This is a genomic window from Maritalea sp. S77 (assembly GCF_049801075.1).
Classification (GTDB): Bacteria; Pseudomonadota; Alphaproteobacteria; order Rhizobiales; family Devosiaceae; genus Maritalea.
The window spans coordinates 286,779-306,184 of sequence record NZ_JBNAGG010000002.1 but is presented as its reverse complement, the minus strand read 5'-3'; the positions used below and the strand labels follow the sequence as shown (position 1 = coordinate 306,184).

Here is a 19,406-nt window from a genome sequence, read left to right as displayed (position 1 = left end):
AACGCCCGCTTAGCCACATATTTATGAATCGCAACCCGGCGCTTTGGACCCTTGCAAGCCAAAGCGCTGCATGATGCCGAGTGATGCTATGCCAAAACGTGAAGATATCTCCTCCATTCTTATTGTCGGTGCCGGACCCATTATTATTGGTCAGGCCTGCGAATTTGACTATTCAGGCACACAGGCCTGTAAGGCCCTAAAGGCGGAGGGATACCGCATTATTTTGGTCAACTCCAACCCAGCCACCATCATGACCGATCCGGACATGGCAGATGCCACCTATATGGAGCCAATCACCCCCGAAGTGGTGGCCAAAATCATCGAGAAAGAACGCCCCGATGCGATTCTGCCAACGATGGGTGGCCAAACTGCACTGAACTGCGCCTTGTCTTTGCGCAAAATGGGCGTGTTAGAAAAATATAATGTGGAGATGATCGGCGCGACGGCTGAAGCCATCGACAAAGCGGAAGACCGCGAATTGTTCCGCGCCGCTATGGATAAAATTGGGTTGGAAACAGCCAAATCTATGTTGGCCCACAACATCACAGAAGCGTTGGAAGCGCTCGAATTTGTTGGCTTGCCAGCAATTATTCGCCCATCCTTCACCATGGGCGGCACAGGCGGCGGTGTGGCTTATAACCGCGAAGAATATCTCTCCATCATTGAAGCGGGTATTGACGCCTCCCCAACCAACGAAGTGTTGGTGGAAGAAAGCATCATCGGCTGGAAAGAATATGAGATGGAAGTTGTCCGCGATAAAAAGGACAATTGCATCATCATCTGTTCGATCGAAAACATCGACCCAATGGGCGTGCACACAGGCGATAGCATCACCGTGGCCCCGGCGCTCACATTGACAGATAAAGAATACCAAATCATGCGCGACGCCTCATTGGCCGTCCTGCGCGAAATTGGTGTGGAAACTGGCGGCTCAAATGTGCAGTTTGCGGTGAACCCTGCCGATGGCCGTTTGATCGTGATCGAAATGAACCCACGCGTGTCGCGTTCATCTGCTTTGGCATCGAAAGCAACTGGCTTCCCCATCGCGAAAGTCGCCGCACGTTTGGCGGTTGGCTACACGTTGGACGAGCTTGAAAACGACATTACAGGCGGCGCAACCCCGGCCAGCTTCGAACCAAGCATCGATTATGTGGTCACCAAAATTCCACGCTTCGCATTCGAAAAATTCCCTGGTTCAGACCGTCGCCTCACCACAGCCATGAAATCTGTGGGTGAAGCCATGGCCATTGGCCGCACCTTCCAAGAAAGCTTCCAAAAAGCATTGCGCTCTTTGGAAACTGGCCTATCTGGCTTCAACGAAATCGACATTAAAGGCCTAGGCTCTGGCGACGACAAAAACGCCGTGCGTGCCGCTTTGGGCACCCCAACACCAGATCGTATTTTGGTGGTGGCACAAGCCATGCGCTTGGGCTTTGACGATGAGTTTATCTTCCGCGCCTGCGCCATCGACCCATGGGTGCTTGAGCAAATTCGCGGCATCGTTGAGATGGAAGAAAAGGTCAAAGCATACGGGCTGCCCGAATCTGCGACCTTAATGCGCAAGCTGAAAAGCATGGGCTTCTCAGATGCGCGCTTGGCAGACCTATCTGGCAAAAAGCCACGCGAAATCAAAGCCATCCGCGACGAAATGGATATCCACCCGGTTTACAAGCGCATCGACACATGCGCCGCCGAATTCGCTTCGCCGACCGCCTATATGTACTCTACATATGAGACACCTTTTGCAGGCGAATTGGTGAACGAAGCCGAGCCAAGCGACCGCAAAAAGATCGTCATTCTGGGCGGTGGCCCAAACCGGATCGGCCAAGGCATCGAGTTTGACTATTGTTGCTGTCATGCCTCATTCGCTTGTGCGGATGCGGGCTACGAAACCATCATGGTCAATTGTAACCCGGAAACGGTTTCCACCGACTATGACACATCTGACCGCCTCTACTTTGAGCCGCTGACCAAAGAAGATGTGCTGGAAATTCTCCGCACTGAACAATCTAAAGGCACTTTGGCTGGCGTGATCGTTCAATTTGGTGGCCAAACGCCGCTGGGCCTCGCGAACGACATTAAACGCGCAGGCTTCCCAATTCTTGGCACTCAGCCTGAAATGATTGATTTGGCGGAAGATCGGGACCAGTTCAAAAAACTATTGAATGACCTCGAATTGACCCAACCTTCAAACGGCATTGCCCACTCGCTGGAGCAAGCGCGGATCGTGGCGGAAAACATTTCTTATCCGCTGGTTATTCGCCCATCCAACGTGTTGGGTGGCCGGGCCATGGTCATTGCGCACAATTCAGATGAATTTGAAGATTATGTGCAAGGCACCCTAACTGAGTTGGTGCCCCCGCATATTCGCCAAAAATATCCAAACGACAAAACCGGCCAAATCAACTCTGTGTTGGCAGAAGGCCCCTTGTTGTTTGATAGCTATTTGGGCGGCGCCATCGAAATTGATGTGGATGCGCTTTGCGACGGCAAAGATGTGTTTGTTGCAGGCATCATGGAGCATATTGAAGAAGCTGGCGTTCACTCTGGCGACAGTGCTTGCACCTTGCCGCCGCGCTCGCTGGACGAGAAAACCATTGCCGAAATCAAACGCCAAACCAAAGATCTGGCACTGGCGCTTGGCGTGGGTGGCTTGATGAACGTGCAATACGCCCTCAAAGACGGCCAGCTTTATGTGTTGGAAGTAAACCCACGCGCCTCGCGCACGGTGCCTTTTGTGGCGAAAGTGATCGGCTATCCTGTTGCAGCCATCGCGTCACGCATCATGGCTGGCGAAAGCCTCGCCAGCTTCAACCTGACAGAGCGCAAGCTCAAGCATATCGCTGTAAAAGAAGCGGTATTCCCATTTGCACGCTTCCCGGGTGTGGACACAGTGTTGGGCCCAGAAATGCGCTCAACAGGTGAAGTCATCGGCATGGACAATGATTACGCCATCGCCTTCGCGAAAAGCCAGCTCGGCGGCGGCACAAAGGTGCCCAAGTCTGGCACCGTGTTCGTTTCCGTTCGCGATCAAGACAAAGCAGCAATTCTTAGCTCCATCAAAAAGCTTGAAGAAGTTGGCTTTAAAGTCATCGCCACCAGCGGCACCAAGCGGTTCCTCACCGAAAACGGCATTGGCTGTGAAAAGGTCAACAAGGTGCTTGAAGGCCGTCCGCATATTGTCGACGCCATGAAAAATGGTGAAGTGCAATTGGTGATCAACACGACAGAGGGCGCACAGGCATTGCGTGACAGCCGAGATCTGCGCCGGACAGCCCTACTCAATAAGATCCCCTATTACACAACAATTGCAGGGGCGATTGCAGCGGTTGAAGGCATCGTCGCCTATTCAACTGACAATGTGAAGGTCACTTCCGTGCAGGACTTTTTTGCAGCTTAACGCGTTTAACTGCACCGAAAATGTGAGTGGGCAGCCCGACCAATAGGCTGCCCACTTTTTTGCGCGCACAAAACCAACGGCGTGAGATCTTGGGGCTAAGCCCCTTGTAGGGCGCCTGTCAGTGCTATCCATGCCCAAATATAGAGCGGCATGGGCGCAAATCCCCATAGCAACAGCCATGGAGCCAAGAGGAGAAAACGGTGAAATAGTGATTGGCTTTTCATCCGAATACTCCAAAAATGTAAAGCAGTGTGACCACCACCAAAATAGCTTTCCAAAACCAGAATCCAGTTTTTGCAGCCAGAATAAACTGTCGACCAACAGGGTCGCGGCTTAGCGCAATTTGTGGCTCAGCAAAGTGTTTGCGTTCCGAAAACACCACAACAATAAAAATGCCCATCATTAAAACCGTAAGCCCCATAAAGGCATAAACGACATACATCATGACTTCGCTCCCAACTCCGCTTCTGGGTCAAAAAACATGCCCATCATCAAGCTGCGGGCAATGTTGCGGGCGCGGTCTTGAAAAAAGGCTTTTGCTTCCGGGCTTGGTGCCACTTCTTCCAAATTTTCATCAAACAACCGCAACCAAATATCGAAGTGCTGTTTGGTAACGTTTTTCAGCTTGAGATGTGCCGGCATAGGCCGACCATGATATTCGCCTGTTTTTAGCGCAATTGCGCGCCAAAACTGCTTCATCTTCACCAAGTGGGGCCCCCATTGATCTTGAATCACCTGATCAAAAATCGGTCCCAATTCAGAATCATTGCGCACCTTGGTGTAAAATCCATCCACCATTTCAGAGACGAAATCCGCATCAATGCCGTAAGCCTGCACCTGTCGGCGATAATTTTCCCGGTGCACTTCCGCAAAACTCATTTGAAACGCCTTTTCAAAAGATGTATATTAAATGCATCTTTACAACATCAGGCCAAAAACGCAACCTAGAAATTGGCCAAATCGACAAAGTGAGACAATTTGTGCATCTAACGTCGCAAACTGATTATAGCCTTCGCCTGCTTATGTTGCTGGGCATGGTCGCCCCCAATAAGATGACGATATCGCAAGTGGCCGCAATCTTGCGGATCAAGCGAAACCACCTCACCAAAATCGTACATCATCTGGCGAAAAACGAAATTTTGCACACTTCGCGCGGCAAATCTGGCGGCATCAGCTTAAGTGAAGACGCGCACGAAAAAACAATTGCAGAATTGATCCGCATCTCTGAACCAAATTTCTCGCTGGTCGAATGTCTTGATCGAGGGAATTGCGCTTGCGAATTCGCAGGTTATTGTGAGTTGACTGGGCTATTTACTTCCGCCCGAAGTGCGTTTTTCGATGTGCTAAACGATAAAACGCTTGGCGATATTTTGAAAAACAAAAATCAATCATCACCATTACTTAAGAATAGGATTATATCCGAAAGCTTGTAAAATTTTATTCGCATACCCATTCTATTTTGACTTGAAAATGTCACAAATAAATCTTAACGTTCAAAAATCGACTATTGGCCGAACGACCTGGCCGGAGCTACCTCCGCGAACAACACCGTTTCTACCAACATCGATTACAGCCCTGGTGCAATCGATGCATTGGGGAAACTGGCACTAAATTCGCGAAAGGAATACAATATGCCTCAAGGTACCGTTAAATGGTTCAACACCCAAAAAGGCTATGGCTTCATTCAACCTGACGATGGCGGCAACGATGTGTTTGTACACATTTCAGCTGTTCAAAAAGCAGGTATGGCCCAGTTGGACGAAGGCCAAAAAATCTCTTACGAGATTTTGCAGGACAAGCGTTCAGGCAAATCATCAGCTGGTGAGCTAGCTGCTGTATAATTTGGCAATTTGCCAGATTTGTGCCACCATTGACTGATTAGGGTGGCAACACCAAATATGGTCGCGACTTGCCAAAAGCCAGTCGCGATTATAAATCATGATTATGTAATGCGGCTCCACATGAAGGGGCCGATTTTTCGTTTAGCGACCGTTTGCAACAGACCAGTTTGGTCGGGCTTGCCCGGCCAGAACAAGTTTTGTGTAAGCGCAACTAAAAGGATGTGAGCTTTATGGACAAAATCCCCATGACCGTTTCCGGTCACCAGGCCTTGCGCGAAGAACTGGACAATCGTTTGTCAGTTGAACGCCCGCGCATCATCCAAGATATTTCTGAAGCGCGCGCCCATGGTGACTTGTCAGAAAACGCCGAATATCACGCGGCCAAAGAACAACAAAGCCTCAATGAGGGACGCATTCAGGAGCTTGAGAGCATCCTAACGCTTGCAGATGTCATTGATGTGTCAAAGCTGGGCGGCGACACGATTAAATTCGGTGCTACCGTTCTATTGATCGACGAAGACACAGAAGAAGAAAAAACCTACCAGATTGTGGGCGATCCGGAAGCGGATGCCAGCGCTGGGCGAATCTCAATCTCCTCTCCTATCTCCCGTGCCCTGATCGGCAAGGAAGTAGGCGACAGCATTGAAGTGACAGCCCCTGGTGGATCGCGCGCCTATGAGATTCTTGAAGTGAAATACATCTAATCTTTCACGCATCGTGAGACATATTGCCCCGGCTTTCCCGAAAGCCGGGGTTTTCTTTTCTCTTTTTGTGCATGCTGCCTCGCCGCTGCTTGCAACTGGCCACGCCGATACCTAAACTATAACCAACATTAATTCGCGAAGAGAAGGTTGCGCATATGCACGCTCCCGTCATGATCATCGGCTCCGGCCCAGCAGGCTATTCTGCAGCTATTTATGCGGCCCGCGCCATGCTTGAACCCGTTGTGATTCAGGGCATCCAGCCCGGTGGCCAGCTCACCATCACGACTGAAGTTGAAAACTATCCCGGTTTTGCTGAAATGATCCAAGGCCCTTGGCTGATGGAACAAATGAAAGCTCAAGCCGAAGCGATGGGCACAAAAAATGTCACCGACACAATCGTGAATGTGGATCTGGAAAAGCCCCCCTTCACCCTCACCGGTGATAGCGGCACCATTTACACTTGTGATTCATTGATCATCGCCACAGGCGCACAAGCCAAATGGCTGGGCATTCCGTCCGAACAAGCCTTCCAAGGCTTTGGCGTTTCAGCTTGCGCCACCTGCGATGGCTTTTTCTACCGCGACAAACATGTGATCGTGGTTGGCGGCGGCAACACTGCTGTTGAAGAGGCGCTCTTCCTCACCAACTTTGCATCTAAGGTAACCGTTGTACACCGCCGCGATTCTTTCCGCGCGGAAAAGATTTTGCAGCAACGCTTGTTCAAGAACGAGAAAATTGAAGTCCTTTGGGACAGCGAGCTTGAAGAAGTGACAGGCACTGAGGGCATTCCAAAGTCCGTAACGGGTGCCCGCATCAAAAATCGTAACACTGGCGAAGTCACTGAAATGGATGTTGATGGCGTCTTTATTGCCATTGGCCACGCCCCAGCCACCAACTTGTTTGAAGGCAAGTTGGAGATGAAACACGGCGGCTATTTGGTCACCGCACCAGACAGCACAGCCACCAACATTCCCGGCGTTTATGCTGCTGGCGACGTAACCGACGACATCTATCGTCAAGCCGTTACCGCTGCAGGCATGGGCTGCATGGCCGCCTTGGAAGCCGAGAAATTCTTGGCAGAGCAGGAAGTTGCCGAGGCCGCTGAATAATGGCTATTGATTGGGACCGCCTACGGGTTTTTCATGTCGTCGCCGAAGCAGGCAGCTTCACCCATGCGGGGGAGCGTTTGGGCATGAGCCAGTCGGCGGTATCCCGTCAAATCTCCTCCTTGGAGGATAGCCTTGGCCTTAAGCTGTTTATTCGTCATGCCCGCGGGCTGGTGATGACAGAGGTGGGCGAGCAATTGTTCCGCACCGCCCACCGTATGGCTTGGGAATTGCAATCCGTTGAAGCGCAGATGACCGAAAGTCAGGACATGCCGTCCGGCCCACTTTTGGTCACCACCACCGTGGGCTTCGGCTCCACATGGCTCACCTCGCGTATTGACGAATTTTTGGATCGCTATCCAACCATCCAGCTTGAAATCAAATTGAATGATTCCGAATTGGACTTAGCTATGCGTGAGGCGGATGTCGCCATTCGCCTGCACCGTCCAAATCAATCTGAACTCATTCAGCGCAAATTGTTCACGGTGCACTTCCACCTTTATGCCTCCACATCCTATTTGGAAAAGTTTGGCATCCCAAAATGTGTTGAGGACTTGGACAATCACCGCATTGTGACCTTTGGGAATCCCAGCCCGGAATATTTAGGCGACGTGAATTATCTGGAACGTTTGGGTCGACCAGAGAACAATCCGCGCCAACCCATTTTGCGCGTCAACGCGATTTACGGCATGATGCAAGCTGCCCGCGAAGGCATCGGCATCGCCATGCTGCCAGACTATATCACCGAGGGCGAACCGAGCCTGGTACAAGTGCTCGATGATGTAGAAACCCCTGAATTTGAAACATATTTTGTTTATCCACCGGCTTTGAAAGCATCAAAACGCGTCGGCGTATTCCGCGACTTTTTGGTGTCCAAAGCGCGCGACTGGGCCTTCTAATGCAGCCCTCAAATTAACATATGCGCGAAACGCATAGCTGATATGCGCAATTAACAATTGCTAAACAAACGCGCTCTGTGCATAACGCGCCTCAAGAAAAGCGACACACAAAGTTGTTCCTCCTCCCTCAACTTTGTCGCTATTCCCTCCTTGTAAGAGGTTTCCTCTTGAATTCTTTAGCCCCATCTTCGGATGGGGCTTTTTTTTGCCAAAATCACGCCCGCGAGCAGCCATGCATTTTGCGCATACCCCATATGCGCCGAACCCTATTGGCAAAATCAGTCCTATGCGCCATATAGGGGTCATAACGTGATGACAACGTCCTCCTCCTCCCAAGTTGTCAGATCGTTTTTAGGCAGACACCGTCCCTCCTCCCTCGATGTCTGCCCAACTTATTCAAAGACCTCGCCACCTCCTCCCGGCGAGGTCTTTTTTTTGCCCAGTCGCACCCATGCGAAAAGCGCACGGCTCATATGCGCGTTCGCCTCTTGTAAATCGGCCCACGATGGAACATATCCTCACCATAAGAGTTGAGCACGTACCTCCTCCCAACGGGTGAAACTCTTCAGAGCAAGCAAACATTGTCCCTCCTCCCTCGATGTTTGCTGAAAACTTTTAAGGCCTCGTCATTGCGACGGGGCCTTTTTTTGTGCCGCACTTGGCGCACAGACAAACTGCATGCTATGTCCAATGATAATCATAAGAGGGGTGAAGCCGATGCTGTGGTCTGAGATTCTAACCTTTGCGTTTGTCGCAAGCCTGCTTGTTATCTCCCCCGGCCCAAACGGTGTGCTAATCGCCAAAACCGTACCCACCTCGGGTCGCGCTGCGGGCTTTGCCAATGTACTAGGTTTTCTGGTCGCCTTCTATTTGCATGGCGCACTGTCCATACTCGGCATTTCGATCATTTTGGTGAATTCAGCCGTGGCTTTCACAATCATCAAATATGTTGGCGCAGCCTATCTGTGTTGGATCGGCATAAAAGCCCTCTGGGCGGCCTATAAGGGCGTCCAGCCTACACCCGAAGTGAACCCGGCAAAACGCAAGCGCACGCTGTTCAAGGCATTTTGGGAAGGTGTGCTCACCAATGCACTAAACCCCAAAGTGTCCATGTTCTATTTGGCGGCCTTCCCGCAATTTATAAGCCCGGGAGAAACCGCCATCGCCACATCATTTTTGTTGGTCTTCATTCATTCCATGATCAACGCCATCTGGTTCAGCGCCATGGTCCTGCTCTTTTCCGGCCTGTCAAAATTCGCCCGCGGCGGCAATGTGCAACGCTGGCTAAAAGGCATAACCGGCATCGTCTTTGTCGGCTTCGGCCTAAAACTCGCCAGCTTCCGGCCCACTGCATAAGGCCAGCTGCATTAATTCGCAAAAACAATCTGACGCTGCCGAAAGTCCGCCATTCTGAATTTGTTGCAATTGTCTCTAGCTCTCTTGACAGAGACAATCTATTTAGCGACGTCTTCCTTTGGGATTTCGGATGAATCTAGGCATTTCACCGGCCATAATTGACCCAACCGGGTCAATCCAATCAACAACTTCAGCCAAACCGAATTCTTGGATCTGCTGAGTTACTGTCGCGGCCGATTTATAACTGGACGGCAATTCGGAAGCATCAACTTTACCGCCGTGAAAACGGATATCAAGTCCCTGCGTCTCCTCTTCAAGGGCCTGCACAGCCGTCTTAGATCCAAGACGGCGCAAATGCTCTGTACGCGACCAGTTTCTGCCCGCACCATGTGGGCTAAACCCGAGGGAACGATCTGCATCCGTACCACGCACGATCAACACAGGCTCAGCCATATTCATTGGAATAATCGTACGACCACCAGGATCTGCATCGTTCGCAAAATCAAACCATGCAGGCGTGGCACCTTTCCCATGCAAGTACAAATCATCACGCTTAAAGACAAAGTTATGTTCATTCCAAAACCTTTCTCCGGCGTTGCCCCCCGCAGCGTCAATTGTCGCTTGGTGGATGGAGTTATGATTGGATTTTGTCCACTTGCGGATCAGCTGCAGCGCCTCCCAATAGGCTTGCCCTTCTTCAGTGTCCGCAGGAATCCAAGCGTTTTGTTTCAAGGTTTGAGGTGATAATTTGCACCTAAATTTTTCTGCAACAAACATCCCTGCCTTATACAGTTTCGCCCCTGGCCCCCGAGATCCGTGATGTGTGATCAACGCAGTTCTCCCAGTTACCCGAGAGCGACCGACAAATAGGAAGTGATTACCATCACCCTGTGTACCCATATGCTCCTGCGCAGCGCGCACGATTTTCGCATTTTTTAAGAAATGGTTAGTCCGAAACGCGTCTAGCAAGTCTAGTGAAACGGTGAACCGTTGTCCTTGAGCCCGCCCACCGGCGCCGAAGTGCGTAATAGCGGAAGCAGCGTCCAACACTTTTATTGGATCGATATCTCCAAGATCGCTCATCATCAACGAGCAACATATATCAGCGGAGTGCATACCAGGGTGAATGGCATTGCGCGCTGCGACGACGCCACCGACAGGGATGGTACCAACTGGTCCTGCCGGGCAAGCATCTGGCAAAATCGCGCCGCTCACCACTGTGGGCGTGCGCAAAACAGCGCGCATGGTTTCTCGCACCTTCTCAAGATTATTTTGCTCGTCTTCGTCCGTGGGCGTCAAACTTTCAAAAAGCTCAATCGCACCCTCATCATGCAACTCCATCACTCTTGGACTTGCGGGAATCTCAGCATGCAGAGCAGCTTTAATAGCATCCATGTCCATACCATCGTCGCGCATTGTGTTTGCTTGTGCCAAAAGCTTAGGAAATTGTGGCCCGGGGTTATGCCCCCACAATTTCAAATCCTCACCGGTTACCGATGCCATCGCTAAGTTTTTCATTTCGCTTTTCCTATCAATGCTCCCCGTTTTGGGGTGACGTGCAGTATCAATTTCAATAAAGCTGCGGCGCAAACATGTATGCGCCGCAGCTCCTTCCGGGTGCGGATTCACCCGTTTCCTTCTTTCTTGCTCTCTTTTGCCCCACTAGCCTCACATCCATGCCGACAAGATTCCAGATAATTAAAAAAATCAGACAACCAATTGATTTCATAAATAAAAATTGAAAATTGCAATTTTTAACGCCCTAATTTATGATATAAAAATATCAAAAAATATAAAATTAGATCGCATATGAAAAATGTTGTAATTGGCTTCTTGGGCACAAATCTTGACGCTGGCAAACGTAGTCGCTGGAAACCTAGTGTCAGCCTATGCCAGGTAGACGAGTTCCATGTTGATCGGTTTGAGTTGCTACATGACAAAAAGCACTCTCGCTTAGCCAATAGCGTCAAGCGAGAGATCGAAACAGTCTCGCCTGAAACAGAAGTCCTATTGCGTCAAATGGACATGGAAGATCCTTGGGATTTTGAAGAGGTATATGCAAAGCTATACGACTTCGCTCAAGACTATGGATTTGATGAAGACCGCGAACGCTATAGCATCCATCTCACTACGGGGACACACGTTGGGCAGATTTGCTGGTTTCTTCTTTCTGAGTCACGGCATATTCCAGCCGCACTAATCCAAACTGGCCCGCCACGGTCGGATGAACCGCACGGCACCTTCCATCTCATTGATCTAGACCTCAGCCAATATGACGCCCTACAACAACGTTTTGATCAAAAAACTCGTGAATATGGTCAACATCTAAAGGGCGGCATCGAAACCCAAAATGCAGCCTATAATGAGCTTATCGATCGCATTGAACAGATTGCCCCACTTTCAGACGCACCAATTTTACTACAAGGAGAGCCAGGAACTGGCAAAACGGAACTGGCCAGACGCATCTATGCGCTCAAGCTTGAGCGAAGACGAGTAAAGGGCAGCTTCGTTCATGTAAATTGCGCGACCCTAAATGATGGATCAACAATGGCGACTTTGTTTGGACAAAGTCGGAATTTCACGGGACAAGCAGGCACTGAACGATCAGGACTCCTACGCAAAGCCCACAGTGGCGTACTATTTTTGGATAAGATCGATGAACTCAATCTAGAGGGACAAGCTTTATTGCTTCACGCTATAGAATCCGGTCAGTTTTATCCACTGGGATCTGACAGCCTAGTGTCTAGCCAGTTTCACGTCATCGCCAGCGCCTCCAAGTCACTTGCTAACTTGGTGGCCGATGGAGCGTTTCGCTCCGATTTACTGTCCAGATTGAATTTTTGGACATTTTTGCTTCCACCACTGCGCAGTCGGCGCGATGATATAAACGCAAATCTACAATATGAGCTCGTCCGGGCAGAGCAGAAACTTGGCATTCGCGTCGGTTTCAACGCAGACGCATTGGAAGCATGGCTCCGATTTGCCAAGTCGCCAGACGCCCAATGGTCAGGAAACTTTCGTGACTTTGGCGGCGCCATCCTTCGGCTTTGCACACTCGCCCCAAGGGGAAGGATAACCCGCGCACAAGTTGACGACGAGATCGCAGCATTAAGGGACAAATGGAAACGCAGCATCAAAGACAAAAACGCTGAAATCGTTGCTCAGTTCATTGAATATCCAATTGACCCGTTTGATATCCCCCAACTTGCACATGTTATCCAGACCTGTCGCACGTCCCCCACAATGAGCGAAGCAGGGCGAAACTTGTTTTCAGTTTCACGAGAAGATCGATCGACCCGAAATGACTCAGACCGACTTCGCAAATATTTGGCACGTTTTGATCTTACCTGGAAGGACATCGTAGAACGGCAATTATGATTGCGGGATCATTTTGATCGCCGTTCTACGGAGTTAAGTATCTCTATCCCGCTAAACAATCTGACGCTGCCGAAAGTCCGCCATGGCATCCAAAATTGGCTTTGGCCCAAAGCTGATCCGCCGCACCCCAAGTGCCGCCATTTTGGCCATATCGATATTGGGGTCGAGGCTCATAATATTGAGCGGCATATCCACTTCTTGGCAGAGCGTGGCGATCATCGCTTCATCGTCCAAATTGGGCACAAAGAATCCATCCGCACCCGCGCGTTGATAGAGTATGGCGCGGGCAATCGCTTGCTCGGCCAAATGCTCCAAATCATCAGTCGGTTTGGCCTGCATAAATATGTCGGTGCGCGCATTGATAAAGAGAGGAATGCCTAAATCATCCGCCACCTGCCGCACGGTTTGAATGCGGGATGCCTGGTCCTCCAAGCCATAAAGCCCGTCACCGCCGATGACTTGATCTTCAAAATTCACCCCAACAATGCCCGCACGCAAAAGGCGCTCGGTGTTGGCCCGGAGGTTTGGCAGATTCGTCGCATATCCAGCCTCAAAATCTGCCGTTACCGGCACATCCACATGTGCTGCGATACGCCCGACAATCTGCGCCGCAAATGCCAAGGGCATCTCTTCCCCATCGTTAAAGCCATGCGCTTTTGCAATGGCCCAACTGCTGGTGCCCACCGCTGGCGCGCCCGCATCAGCCAAGCTGCCTGCGCCCATAGCGTCCCAAACATTATAAAGCACCAATGGCGCTTCAGCGTGGTGCAAGTCCCGAAATTGTTCTGCTTTATGTTTCTGGCTCATTCTCTGCTCCGGCAAATTGAATGTAATGGCCAAATCACTAGGGCAGAATCAACCTGCTCGCCGCCTCATTTCGGGCGTCTATTCTAAAAACAAGTACCCATGCAAAAACTGCATCCCTCCTATGCACATTAAGGTCTTGTAAATCATAGGGGTCAGGGGCATATACACAGACATAAGAGTTGAGAACGTTACCTCCTCCCAACGAACTCAACTCTCATAAGAACAGCAAACACGTCCCTCCTCCCTCGATGTTTGCTGTACCGATTAAGGCTTCGCATCGCGGGGCCTTTTTTGGTTTTAGGGGAAGATTTTTGTCTGCATTGCACAAAAAAAGGGCCTGCATTTATGCAAGCCCCTTCCCCGTTATCTTTTGCCTTTAATCAGCGATAAAGCGCGTCACCCAAATCATCCATGCCCGTATAAAGGCTGGCCACCTGCTCGGCATAACCATTGAACAATTGTGTCGGCACGCGGTCACCTGTGTGCAACACCCGCTCTGTCGCCTGGCTCCAACGTGGGTGCGGCACTTCCGGGTTCACATTGGCCCAAAAGCCATATTCGCGCGCCTGCAATTGCTCCCAAAAGCTCACAGGCCGCTCATCAGTGAAGGTAAATTTCACAATCGATTTGATGGATTTAAAGCCATATTTCCACGGCAGCGCCAAGCGCAACGGCGCGCCCATCTGATCGGCCACCACTTTACCATAAGCGCCCACCACCAAAAACGCCAAATCATTATTGGCTTCTTCCATGGTTACGCCTTCAACATAAGGCCATGGATACCATGGCTGGGTCTTAATGCCCCGCGCCACCTCTGGGTCATTGAACGTTTCCATCCGCACATATTTGGCATCAGATGTGGGCGCAGCCATCTCCACCAGCTTGCGCAACGGAAAACCGATCCATGGCACAGTCATTGACCAAGCTTCCACACAGCGGTGGCGATAGAGCCGCTCTTCCAGCGTCATCTTGGCCATCAGCTCATCAATATCGATCTTGATCGGTTTTTCCACCATGCCATCAATGGTGATTTCCCATGGCCGTGGCTCCAGCGCTTGTGCGGCGCTGGCAATTTCTTTGTGCGAGCCAAATTCATAGAAATTATTGTAATTGAGATTCACATCTTCTGGCGTCAGGTCGCGGTCCAGTGTAAAGGCCTCATTCTTCGCCGCCTCCAACGCAGCGCGACCTTCCTGCGCAAAGGCCTTAGAAATGCTTAAGCCACCGCTTGCCGCAATCGCGCCAGCAGCTAAGCCCCCAGCCATGATTTGCCGCCGATTGAGAAACACCGCCTCCGGAGTGGCATCAGCTTCCTTGAGTTGCCAGCTTGGCGTTTTGCGAATATGCATAATTCAGTCTCCCATTTGCGCTTTTGCCAGTTAAAACTGGTTTGCGCTCACGGGCAAATGATCAAATGTAAAATCCCCGTGAGGTTGATTGAAATAATTTTTGACCATTTGGTTAAATTATATATGATCGGCCAAAAAGATAAGGTTGGATATGAGCATCATCAATTTCGGGTCAATCAATATTGACTATGTGCACCGCGTGCCCCACTTCCCCCAACCGGGCGAAACATTGGCGGCCACCTCATTTGAAAAAGGCTTGGGCGGCAAAGGTGCCAACCAATCCATCGCCATCGCTCGTGCCAATGGCAGCGTCAAACATTTCGGCGCCATCGGTCAGGATGATGGTTGGGTGCTTGAATTGTTGAAGGATGCTGGTGTCGACATTGAAAAAGTCGCCGTCACCGAAACCCCAACCGGCCATGCCATCATCTATGTAGATGATAGCGGCGAAAACAATATTGTCTTGAATGGCGGAGCCAACCAAAACTTTACTGACGCGGCAATCGACGATGCACTAGCCGATGCTACCTCAAGCGATTGGCTGCTCTTTCAAAACGAAACCAACAATGTCGATCACGCCCTGAAAGTTGCACAGCAGCACGGCATGAAAATCGCTTACGCCGCCGCCCCATTTGACGCCCAACGCGCCGCAAGCATCATCCCCCATGTGGATTTGATCGCGGTCAATGAAATTGAGGCCCAACAATTGGCGCAAGCGTCTGGCAAGCCCATCGATCAGCTTGAGTGCGACTATATTCTGGTCACCAAAGGCGAAAAGGGCGCAGAACTGCGCACGCCATCCGGCACCTTCACCAGCACCAGCTTTAAGGTCGACGCCATCGACACAACCGGCGCGGGCGACACGTTCCTCGGCTTTTTCTTGGCTGAGTTGGATAAAGGCACCGACCCGGAAAAAGCTCTCAAAATCGCAAGCGCTGCCAGCGCCATCCAAGTCACCCGCTTGGGCGCCGCCAACGCCATTCCCACCTATGACGAAGTTCAAAACTTTTTGGAGACCCATTCATGAGCCAACATAAAATCATTCTTGATACGGACCCGGGCATCGACGATGCGATGGCCATCCACCACATCTATGCCGACCCGCGCCTAGAATTGCTGGGCATGACCACCATTTTCGGCAACGTGCCGGTCACCACCGCCACGCGCAACGCTTTGCATTTGGCTGAAATGGTGGGCGCAAAAACCCCTGTGGCTGAGGGCGCAAAAGTGCCGTTGGTGCAAACACCAAACCCACATGCTGATTTTGTGCACGGCGTTGAAGGTTTCGGCGATTACCCGCGCACCAATCCAAAAACAGAAAAAGACCCGCGCAGCGCCGCAGAGTTTCTATGTGAAATGACTGCCGCACAGCCAGGTGAAATCACCATTTGCGCCGTAGGCCCGCTCACCAATTTGGCCCTCGCATTGGAGCATGATCCTGCCATCGCCAAAAATGTGAAAAATGTAGTGATCATGGGCGGCGCAGTTGATGCCCCCGGCAATGTGACCGAATTTGCCGAAGCCAACATTTGGAACGACCCACACGCTGCCCAAAAAGTATTTGACGCTGAGTGGGACGTCACCCTTGTCGGCCTTGATGTAACGCAAAAAATCGTCTGCACTTTGGACGATTTTGCAAAAGTCAGCGAAAGCTCACCAGAAATCGGCAAATTTTTGAGCCAGATTTCCACCTATTACATCAATTTCTATGTGAACAATGTTGGCCTCCAAGGCTGTGCCCTGCACGATCCGGCCGCCATCATCGCATTGACGGACCCTGAACTGTTCACCACCAAACATGTGCCGCTCAACACCATCCCCGATGGCAATGAAGTGGGCAACACCGTGGAATTGGCCGATGGCAACCGCCGCGTACATGTGTGCTCCGCTGCAGACAGCGAAGGCGTGCGCAAAGTGTTCCTCGACACCCTCGCCAACGCCGACGCCCGCAAAGCGGCGCGCCAATAACCAAACAAAAACCCCTCCCCAGATTGGGGAGGGGTTTAAAGATCAATCCACTTGATCGACCAACCTTATTTCAGACCCTTGCAATAGGCTTCAATCCGGTTGCAGGCCTGCTCAAGCTCCGGTAGCGACAAAGCATATGACGCGCGGAAGTGCGGCGACAGGCCATAAGCCCCGCCATGCACGCTGGCCACATTCTGCTCTGCCAAAAGCCCCATCACAAAGTCCTCGTCATTTTCGATCACTTTGCCATCCGAACGGGTTTTGCCGATAAATGCCCCGCATGACGGATAAACGTAAAACGCACCGTCCGGTGTCAGGCAGTCAATGCCGTCGATCTGGTTCAAACGCTCAACAACAAAGTCGCGCCGCGCATTAAACGCCTCGCGCCATTCCGCCAAAAAGCTCTGATCCCCTTCCAGCGCTTCCACGCTGGCCCACTGTGCAATCGAACACGCATTAGAGGTGGATTGCCCCTGCAGCTTGTTCATCGCTTTGATCAACCAGCTCGGCCCAGTGCAATAACCAATCCGCCAGCCGGTCATGGCATAGGCTTTGGAAACGCCATTCATGGTCACCACACGGTCCTGCAAATCCGGCGCAACTTCCGCCATGGTCACAAATTTGGTGTCGCCATAAACAAGGTGCTCATAAATATCATCCATCAACACCAGCACATGCGGATATTTCCGCAACACGTCAGCCAGAGCTTTCATTTCATCTGCGCTATAAACCGCACCGGTCGGGTTGGACGGGCTGTTCAGCAAAAGCCAAACCGTTTTGTCGGTGATCGCATCTTCCAATTGCTGCGGCGTAATTTTAAAGCCCTGTGAGGCGTCCGCCTGCACGATGATCGGCGTTGCCCCGGCCAGGCTGATGATCTCCGGGTAAGATACCCAGAACGGCGCTGGCACAATTGCCTCATCGCCCTCGTCCAATGTCGCCATCAGTGCATTATAAATGATCTGCTTGCCGCCTGTGGCCACAAAGCAATCAGCCGGATCGGTCTTGATATTATTGTCGCGCTCAAATTTGCGAGCAATTGCCGCCTTCAATTCTGGAATACCACTTGCTGCGGTGTAACGGGTCTTGCCCTCATCCATCGCACGGGCAGCTGCATCACGAATCGGCTTAGGCGTATCAAAATCGGGCTCACCAGCGCTCAAAGCGATCACATCATCGCCGGCTGCTTTCTTTTCCAGCGCCAATTGCGAAATCGCCATAGAGGCGGAAGGTTTGATACGACGCAATGCAGCAGAGATTTTTTCCATCTTTTGTGGGCCTTTTATAGATCTTATTTATTTAAGTTACGCCAGAATAAAGCTTTTTAGCTTTGGCGCGAAGTGAGGAGAACTCGCGTTCCGTTCGGGATTGAACCAATTTCGTTGCAGTTTGGCAACGCATATTTTGTTAAGCTTTGTGGCGGTCACAAATAAGTCTAAATTTTTGCCGGAATTTTTCTTATTTCACTCAAAATTCACCCGCACTTCACGCTCATATTCGGTCCTGTTCAAAGGAGCGATGACATGAAGAAGCAATCAAAAATCCTCACTGCCCTTACCGTAGGATTTTCAATTTTCTTGGGTGCAGGTGCAGTTGCCAGTCCAGCCCTAGCGGCATCTGATCATCCTGCTGATCAAGTTGCCCTCGGCATCATCATACCAGCACTCGTGATTTGTCTCGCCATCATCGTTGAACTGTGGCGGACCACTACGGGCCCCAAGCGGCGCACCTCCCCCGTGCGCTCGCATGAAAACAAGAACCGATCCAGCGAATAACTCCCCCTCCAAAGCGGTTTTTGTTTTGGCCAGTCCTTTCGTAAAAGGGCTGGCTTTTTAATGCCTTATCGCCATTTTAGCCCCTTCATTACCAATCTTACCAATTTGTCATCTAATGGAAAACTTCCCGCAAGTTGCAGTTTCTTATCTTCAATCTCGATCAGACGGACACACCGATCGAAAGGAAGATCATCATGAAAAAATTCTCAACTCTCGCCCTCGCTACAGCATTGGTTGGCACCCTCTCTGTTTCTGCTATGGCTCCGGTTGCCGCCTATGCCGACAATCACGGCGACGGCAAACGCGCCGAACAAAAACATAAAGGCAAACATAGCGGCCAACACCGCATGGTTCGCGGCGGCCACGGCTTTTTGGGTATGGTTTGCGCTCCTCAAGGCGCCGAAAAAGCTGGCGAGCGCTTAGACAAAATGGCCGAACGTTTGCAAATCACTGCCGATCAAACAGAAGCGTTCAACGCGCTGAAAGCAGCGGTAACGGAAGCGCAAACCGAAGCGTCGGAAGCATGTGCACCGTTGAAAGAGACCAAGCCAGCCACCCCGGTGGAAGGCATGGAAAAACGCCAGGCCATGATTCAGTTGCAACTTGATGCCATGAGCCAAATCACCCCAGCCTTCGCTGAATTTTACGACAGTTTGAGCGACGAGCAAAAAGCAGAGCTCAACAAAAAGGGCCCAAAAGGCGAGCGTGGCGAACATGGCCCGAAACATCGCGGTGATCAGAACAATGATGATGACGAGGATGACAGCGACGCATAATTACCCGTAAGTAGCGCTGTCGCTGGCGGCCCTAACGTGCCCCTGGG

18 protein-coding genes are annotated in these 19,406 nt (G+C 51.1%); 12 read left to right on the top strand and 6 right to left on the bottom strand.

Annotated elements, in window-relative coordinates; genetic code table 11:
* Positions 1–88 precede the first annotated feature (88 nt).
* Positions 89–3,400: a carbamoyl-phosphate synthase large subunit gene (gene carB / locus ACP15Y_RS09210; RefSeq protein ID WP_424982770.1), complete on the top strand. Its 3,312-nt coding sequence runs from the start codon at positions 89–91 to the stop codon at positions 3,398–3,400.
* A 220-nt stretch (positions 3,401–3,620) separates the two neighbouring features.
* Here carB and ACP15Y_RS09205 read toward each other — a convergent pair whose 3' ends face one another.
* Positions 3,621–3,845 carry a hypothetical protein gene (locus ACP15Y_RS09205; RefSeq protein ID WP_424982769.1) on the bottom strand — a complete coding sequence of 75 codons (225 nt, stop codon included), beginning with the start codon at positions 3,843–3,845 and terminating at the stop codon, positions 3,621–3,623.
* Positions 3,842–4,279 (bottom strand): group III truncated hemoglobin, encoded by a 438-nt coding sequence (locus ACP15Y_RS09200; protein ID WP_424982768.1) that lies wholly within the window; start codon positions 4,277–4,279, stop codon positions 3,842–3,844. Before ACP15Y_RS09200 ends, ACP15Y_RS09205 begins: the two co-directional genes overlap by 4 nt.
* A 101-nt stretch (positions 4,280–4,380) precedes the next feature.
* Between ACP15Y_RS09200 and ACP15Y_RS09195 the strand changes: the two genes are divergently transcribed.
* From ACP15Y_RS09195 to ACP15Y_RS09170, 6 genes are all read left to right on the top strand, one after another.
* A complete protein-coding gene (locus ACP15Y_RS09195) occupies positions 4,381–4,833 on the top strand; it encodes an RrF2 family transcriptional regulator (protein WP_424982767.1) in 453 nt (150 codons plus the stop codon).
* 198 nt (positions 4,834–5,031) lie between these two features.
* Positions 5,032–5,241, top strand: a complete 210-nt coding sequence (locus ACP15Y_RS09190; RefSeq protein WP_424982766.1) for a cold-shock protein — start codon at positions 5,032–5,034, stop codon at positions 5,239–5,241.
* 230 nt (positions 5,242–5,471) lie between these two features.
* Positions 5,472–5,945, top strand: coding sequence for a transcription elongation factor GreA (gene greA, locus ACP15Y_RS09185; protein ID WP_424982765.1), 474 nt, complete (start codon positions 5,472–5,474; stop codon positions 5,943–5,945).
* Between the two features lie 155 nt (positions 5,946–6,100).
* Positions 6,101–7,054 carry a thioredoxin-disulfide reductase gene (gene trxB, locus ACP15Y_RS09180; protein WP_424982764.1) on the top strand — a complete coding sequence of 318 codons (954 nt, stop codon included), beginning with the start codon at positions 6,101–6,103 and terminating at the stop codon, positions 7,052–7,054.
* Positions 7,054–7,950, top strand: coding sequence for a LysR family transcriptional regulator (locus tag ACP15Y_RS09175; RefSeq protein ID WP_424982763.1), 897 nt, complete (start codon positions 7,054–7,056; stop codon positions 7,948–7,950). Before trxB ends, ACP15Y_RS09175 begins: the two co-directional genes overlap by 1 nt.
* Before the next feature lie 717 nt (positions 7,951–8,667).
* Positions 8,668–9,306 carry a LysE family translocator gene (locus ACP15Y_RS09170; protein WP_424982762.1) on the top strand — a complete coding sequence of 213 codons (639 nt, stop codon included), beginning with the start codon at positions 8,668–8,670 and terminating at the stop codon, positions 9,304–9,306.
* A 102-nt stretch (positions 9,307–9,408) separates the two neighbouring features.
* Here ACP15Y_RS09170 and ACP15Y_RS09165 read toward each other — a convergent pair whose 3' ends face one another.
* Positions 9,409–10,935, bottom strand: a complete 1,527-nt coding sequence (locus ACP15Y_RS09165; protein ID WP_424982761.1) for an RtcB family protein — start codon at positions 10,933–10,935, stop codon at positions 9,409–9,411.
* A gap of 180 nt (positions 10,936–11,115) precedes the next feature.
* Here ACP15Y_RS09165 and ACP15Y_RS09160 point away from each other — a divergent pair, with 180 nt between their 5' ends.
* A complete protein-coding gene (locus tag ACP15Y_RS09160; protein ID WP_424982760.1) occupies positions 11,116–12,684 on the top strand; it encodes an RNA repair transcriptional activator RtcR family protein in 1,569 nt (522 codons plus the stop codon).
* 51 nt (positions 12,685–12,735) lie between these two features.
* Here the strand turns inward: ACP15Y_RS09160 and ACP15Y_RS09155 are convergent, their stop codons facing one another.
* Both ACP15Y_RS09155 and msrP read right to left on the bottom strand, forming a co-directional pair.
* Complete coding sequence (locus tag ACP15Y_RS09155) at positions 12,736–13,491, bottom strand: isocitrate lyase/PEP mutase family protein (RefSeq protein ID WP_424982759.1); 756 nt, start codon at positions 13,489–13,491, stop codon at positions 12,736–12,738.
* Positions 13,492–13,871: 380 nt separating this feature from the next.
* Entirely contained in the window at positions 13,872–14,840 is a 969-nt protein-coding gene (gene msrP / locus ACP15Y_RS09150; protein WP_424982758.1) for a protein-methionine-sulfoxide reductase catalytic subunit MsrP, read from the bottom strand.
* Positions 14,841–14,991: 151 nt separating this feature from the next.
* Here msrP and ACP15Y_RS09145 point away from each other — a divergent pair, with 151 nt between their 5' ends.
* Both ACP15Y_RS09145 and ACP15Y_RS09140 read left to right on the top strand, forming a co-directional pair.
* On the top strand, positions 14,992–15,867 hold the full coding sequence (locus ACP15Y_RS09145) for a ribokinase (protein WP_424982757.1): 876 nt from the start codon (positions 14,992–14,994) through the stop codon (positions 15,865–15,867).
* Positions 15,864–16,808, top strand: a complete 945-nt coding sequence (locus tag ACP15Y_RS09140) for a nucleoside hydrolase (RefSeq protein ID WP_424982756.1) — start codon at positions 15,864–15,866, stop codon at positions 16,806–16,808. The genes ACP15Y_RS09145 and ACP15Y_RS09140 overlap by 4 nt, the downstream gene beginning before the upstream one ends.
* A 65-nt stretch (positions 16,809–16,873) precedes the next feature.
* Here ACP15Y_RS09140 and ACP15Y_RS09135 read toward each other — a convergent pair whose 3' ends face one another.
* Positions 16,874–18,076: a pyridoxal phosphate-dependent aminotransferase gene (locus tag ACP15Y_RS09135; RefSeq protein ID WP_424982755.1), complete on the bottom strand. Its 1,203-nt coding sequence runs from the start codon at positions 18,074–18,076 to the stop codon at positions 16,874–16,876.
* Between the two features lie 255 nt (positions 18,077–18,331).
* Here ACP15Y_RS09135 and ACP15Y_RS09130 point away from each other — a divergent pair, with 255 nt between their 5' ends.
* Both ACP15Y_RS09130 and ACP15Y_RS09125 read left to right on the top strand, forming a co-directional pair.
* Entirely contained in the window at positions 18,332–18,583 is a 252-nt protein-coding gene (locus tag ACP15Y_RS09130) for a hypothetical protein (protein WP_424982754.1), read from the top strand.
* A gap of 194 nt (positions 18,584–18,777) precedes the next feature.
* Complete coding sequence (locus ACP15Y_RS09125; protein WP_424982753.1) at positions 18,778–19,359, top strand: Spy/CpxP family protein refolding chaperone; 582 nt, start codon at positions 18,778–18,780, stop codon at positions 19,357–19,359.
* Positions 19,360–19,406: the final 47 nt, after the last annotated feature.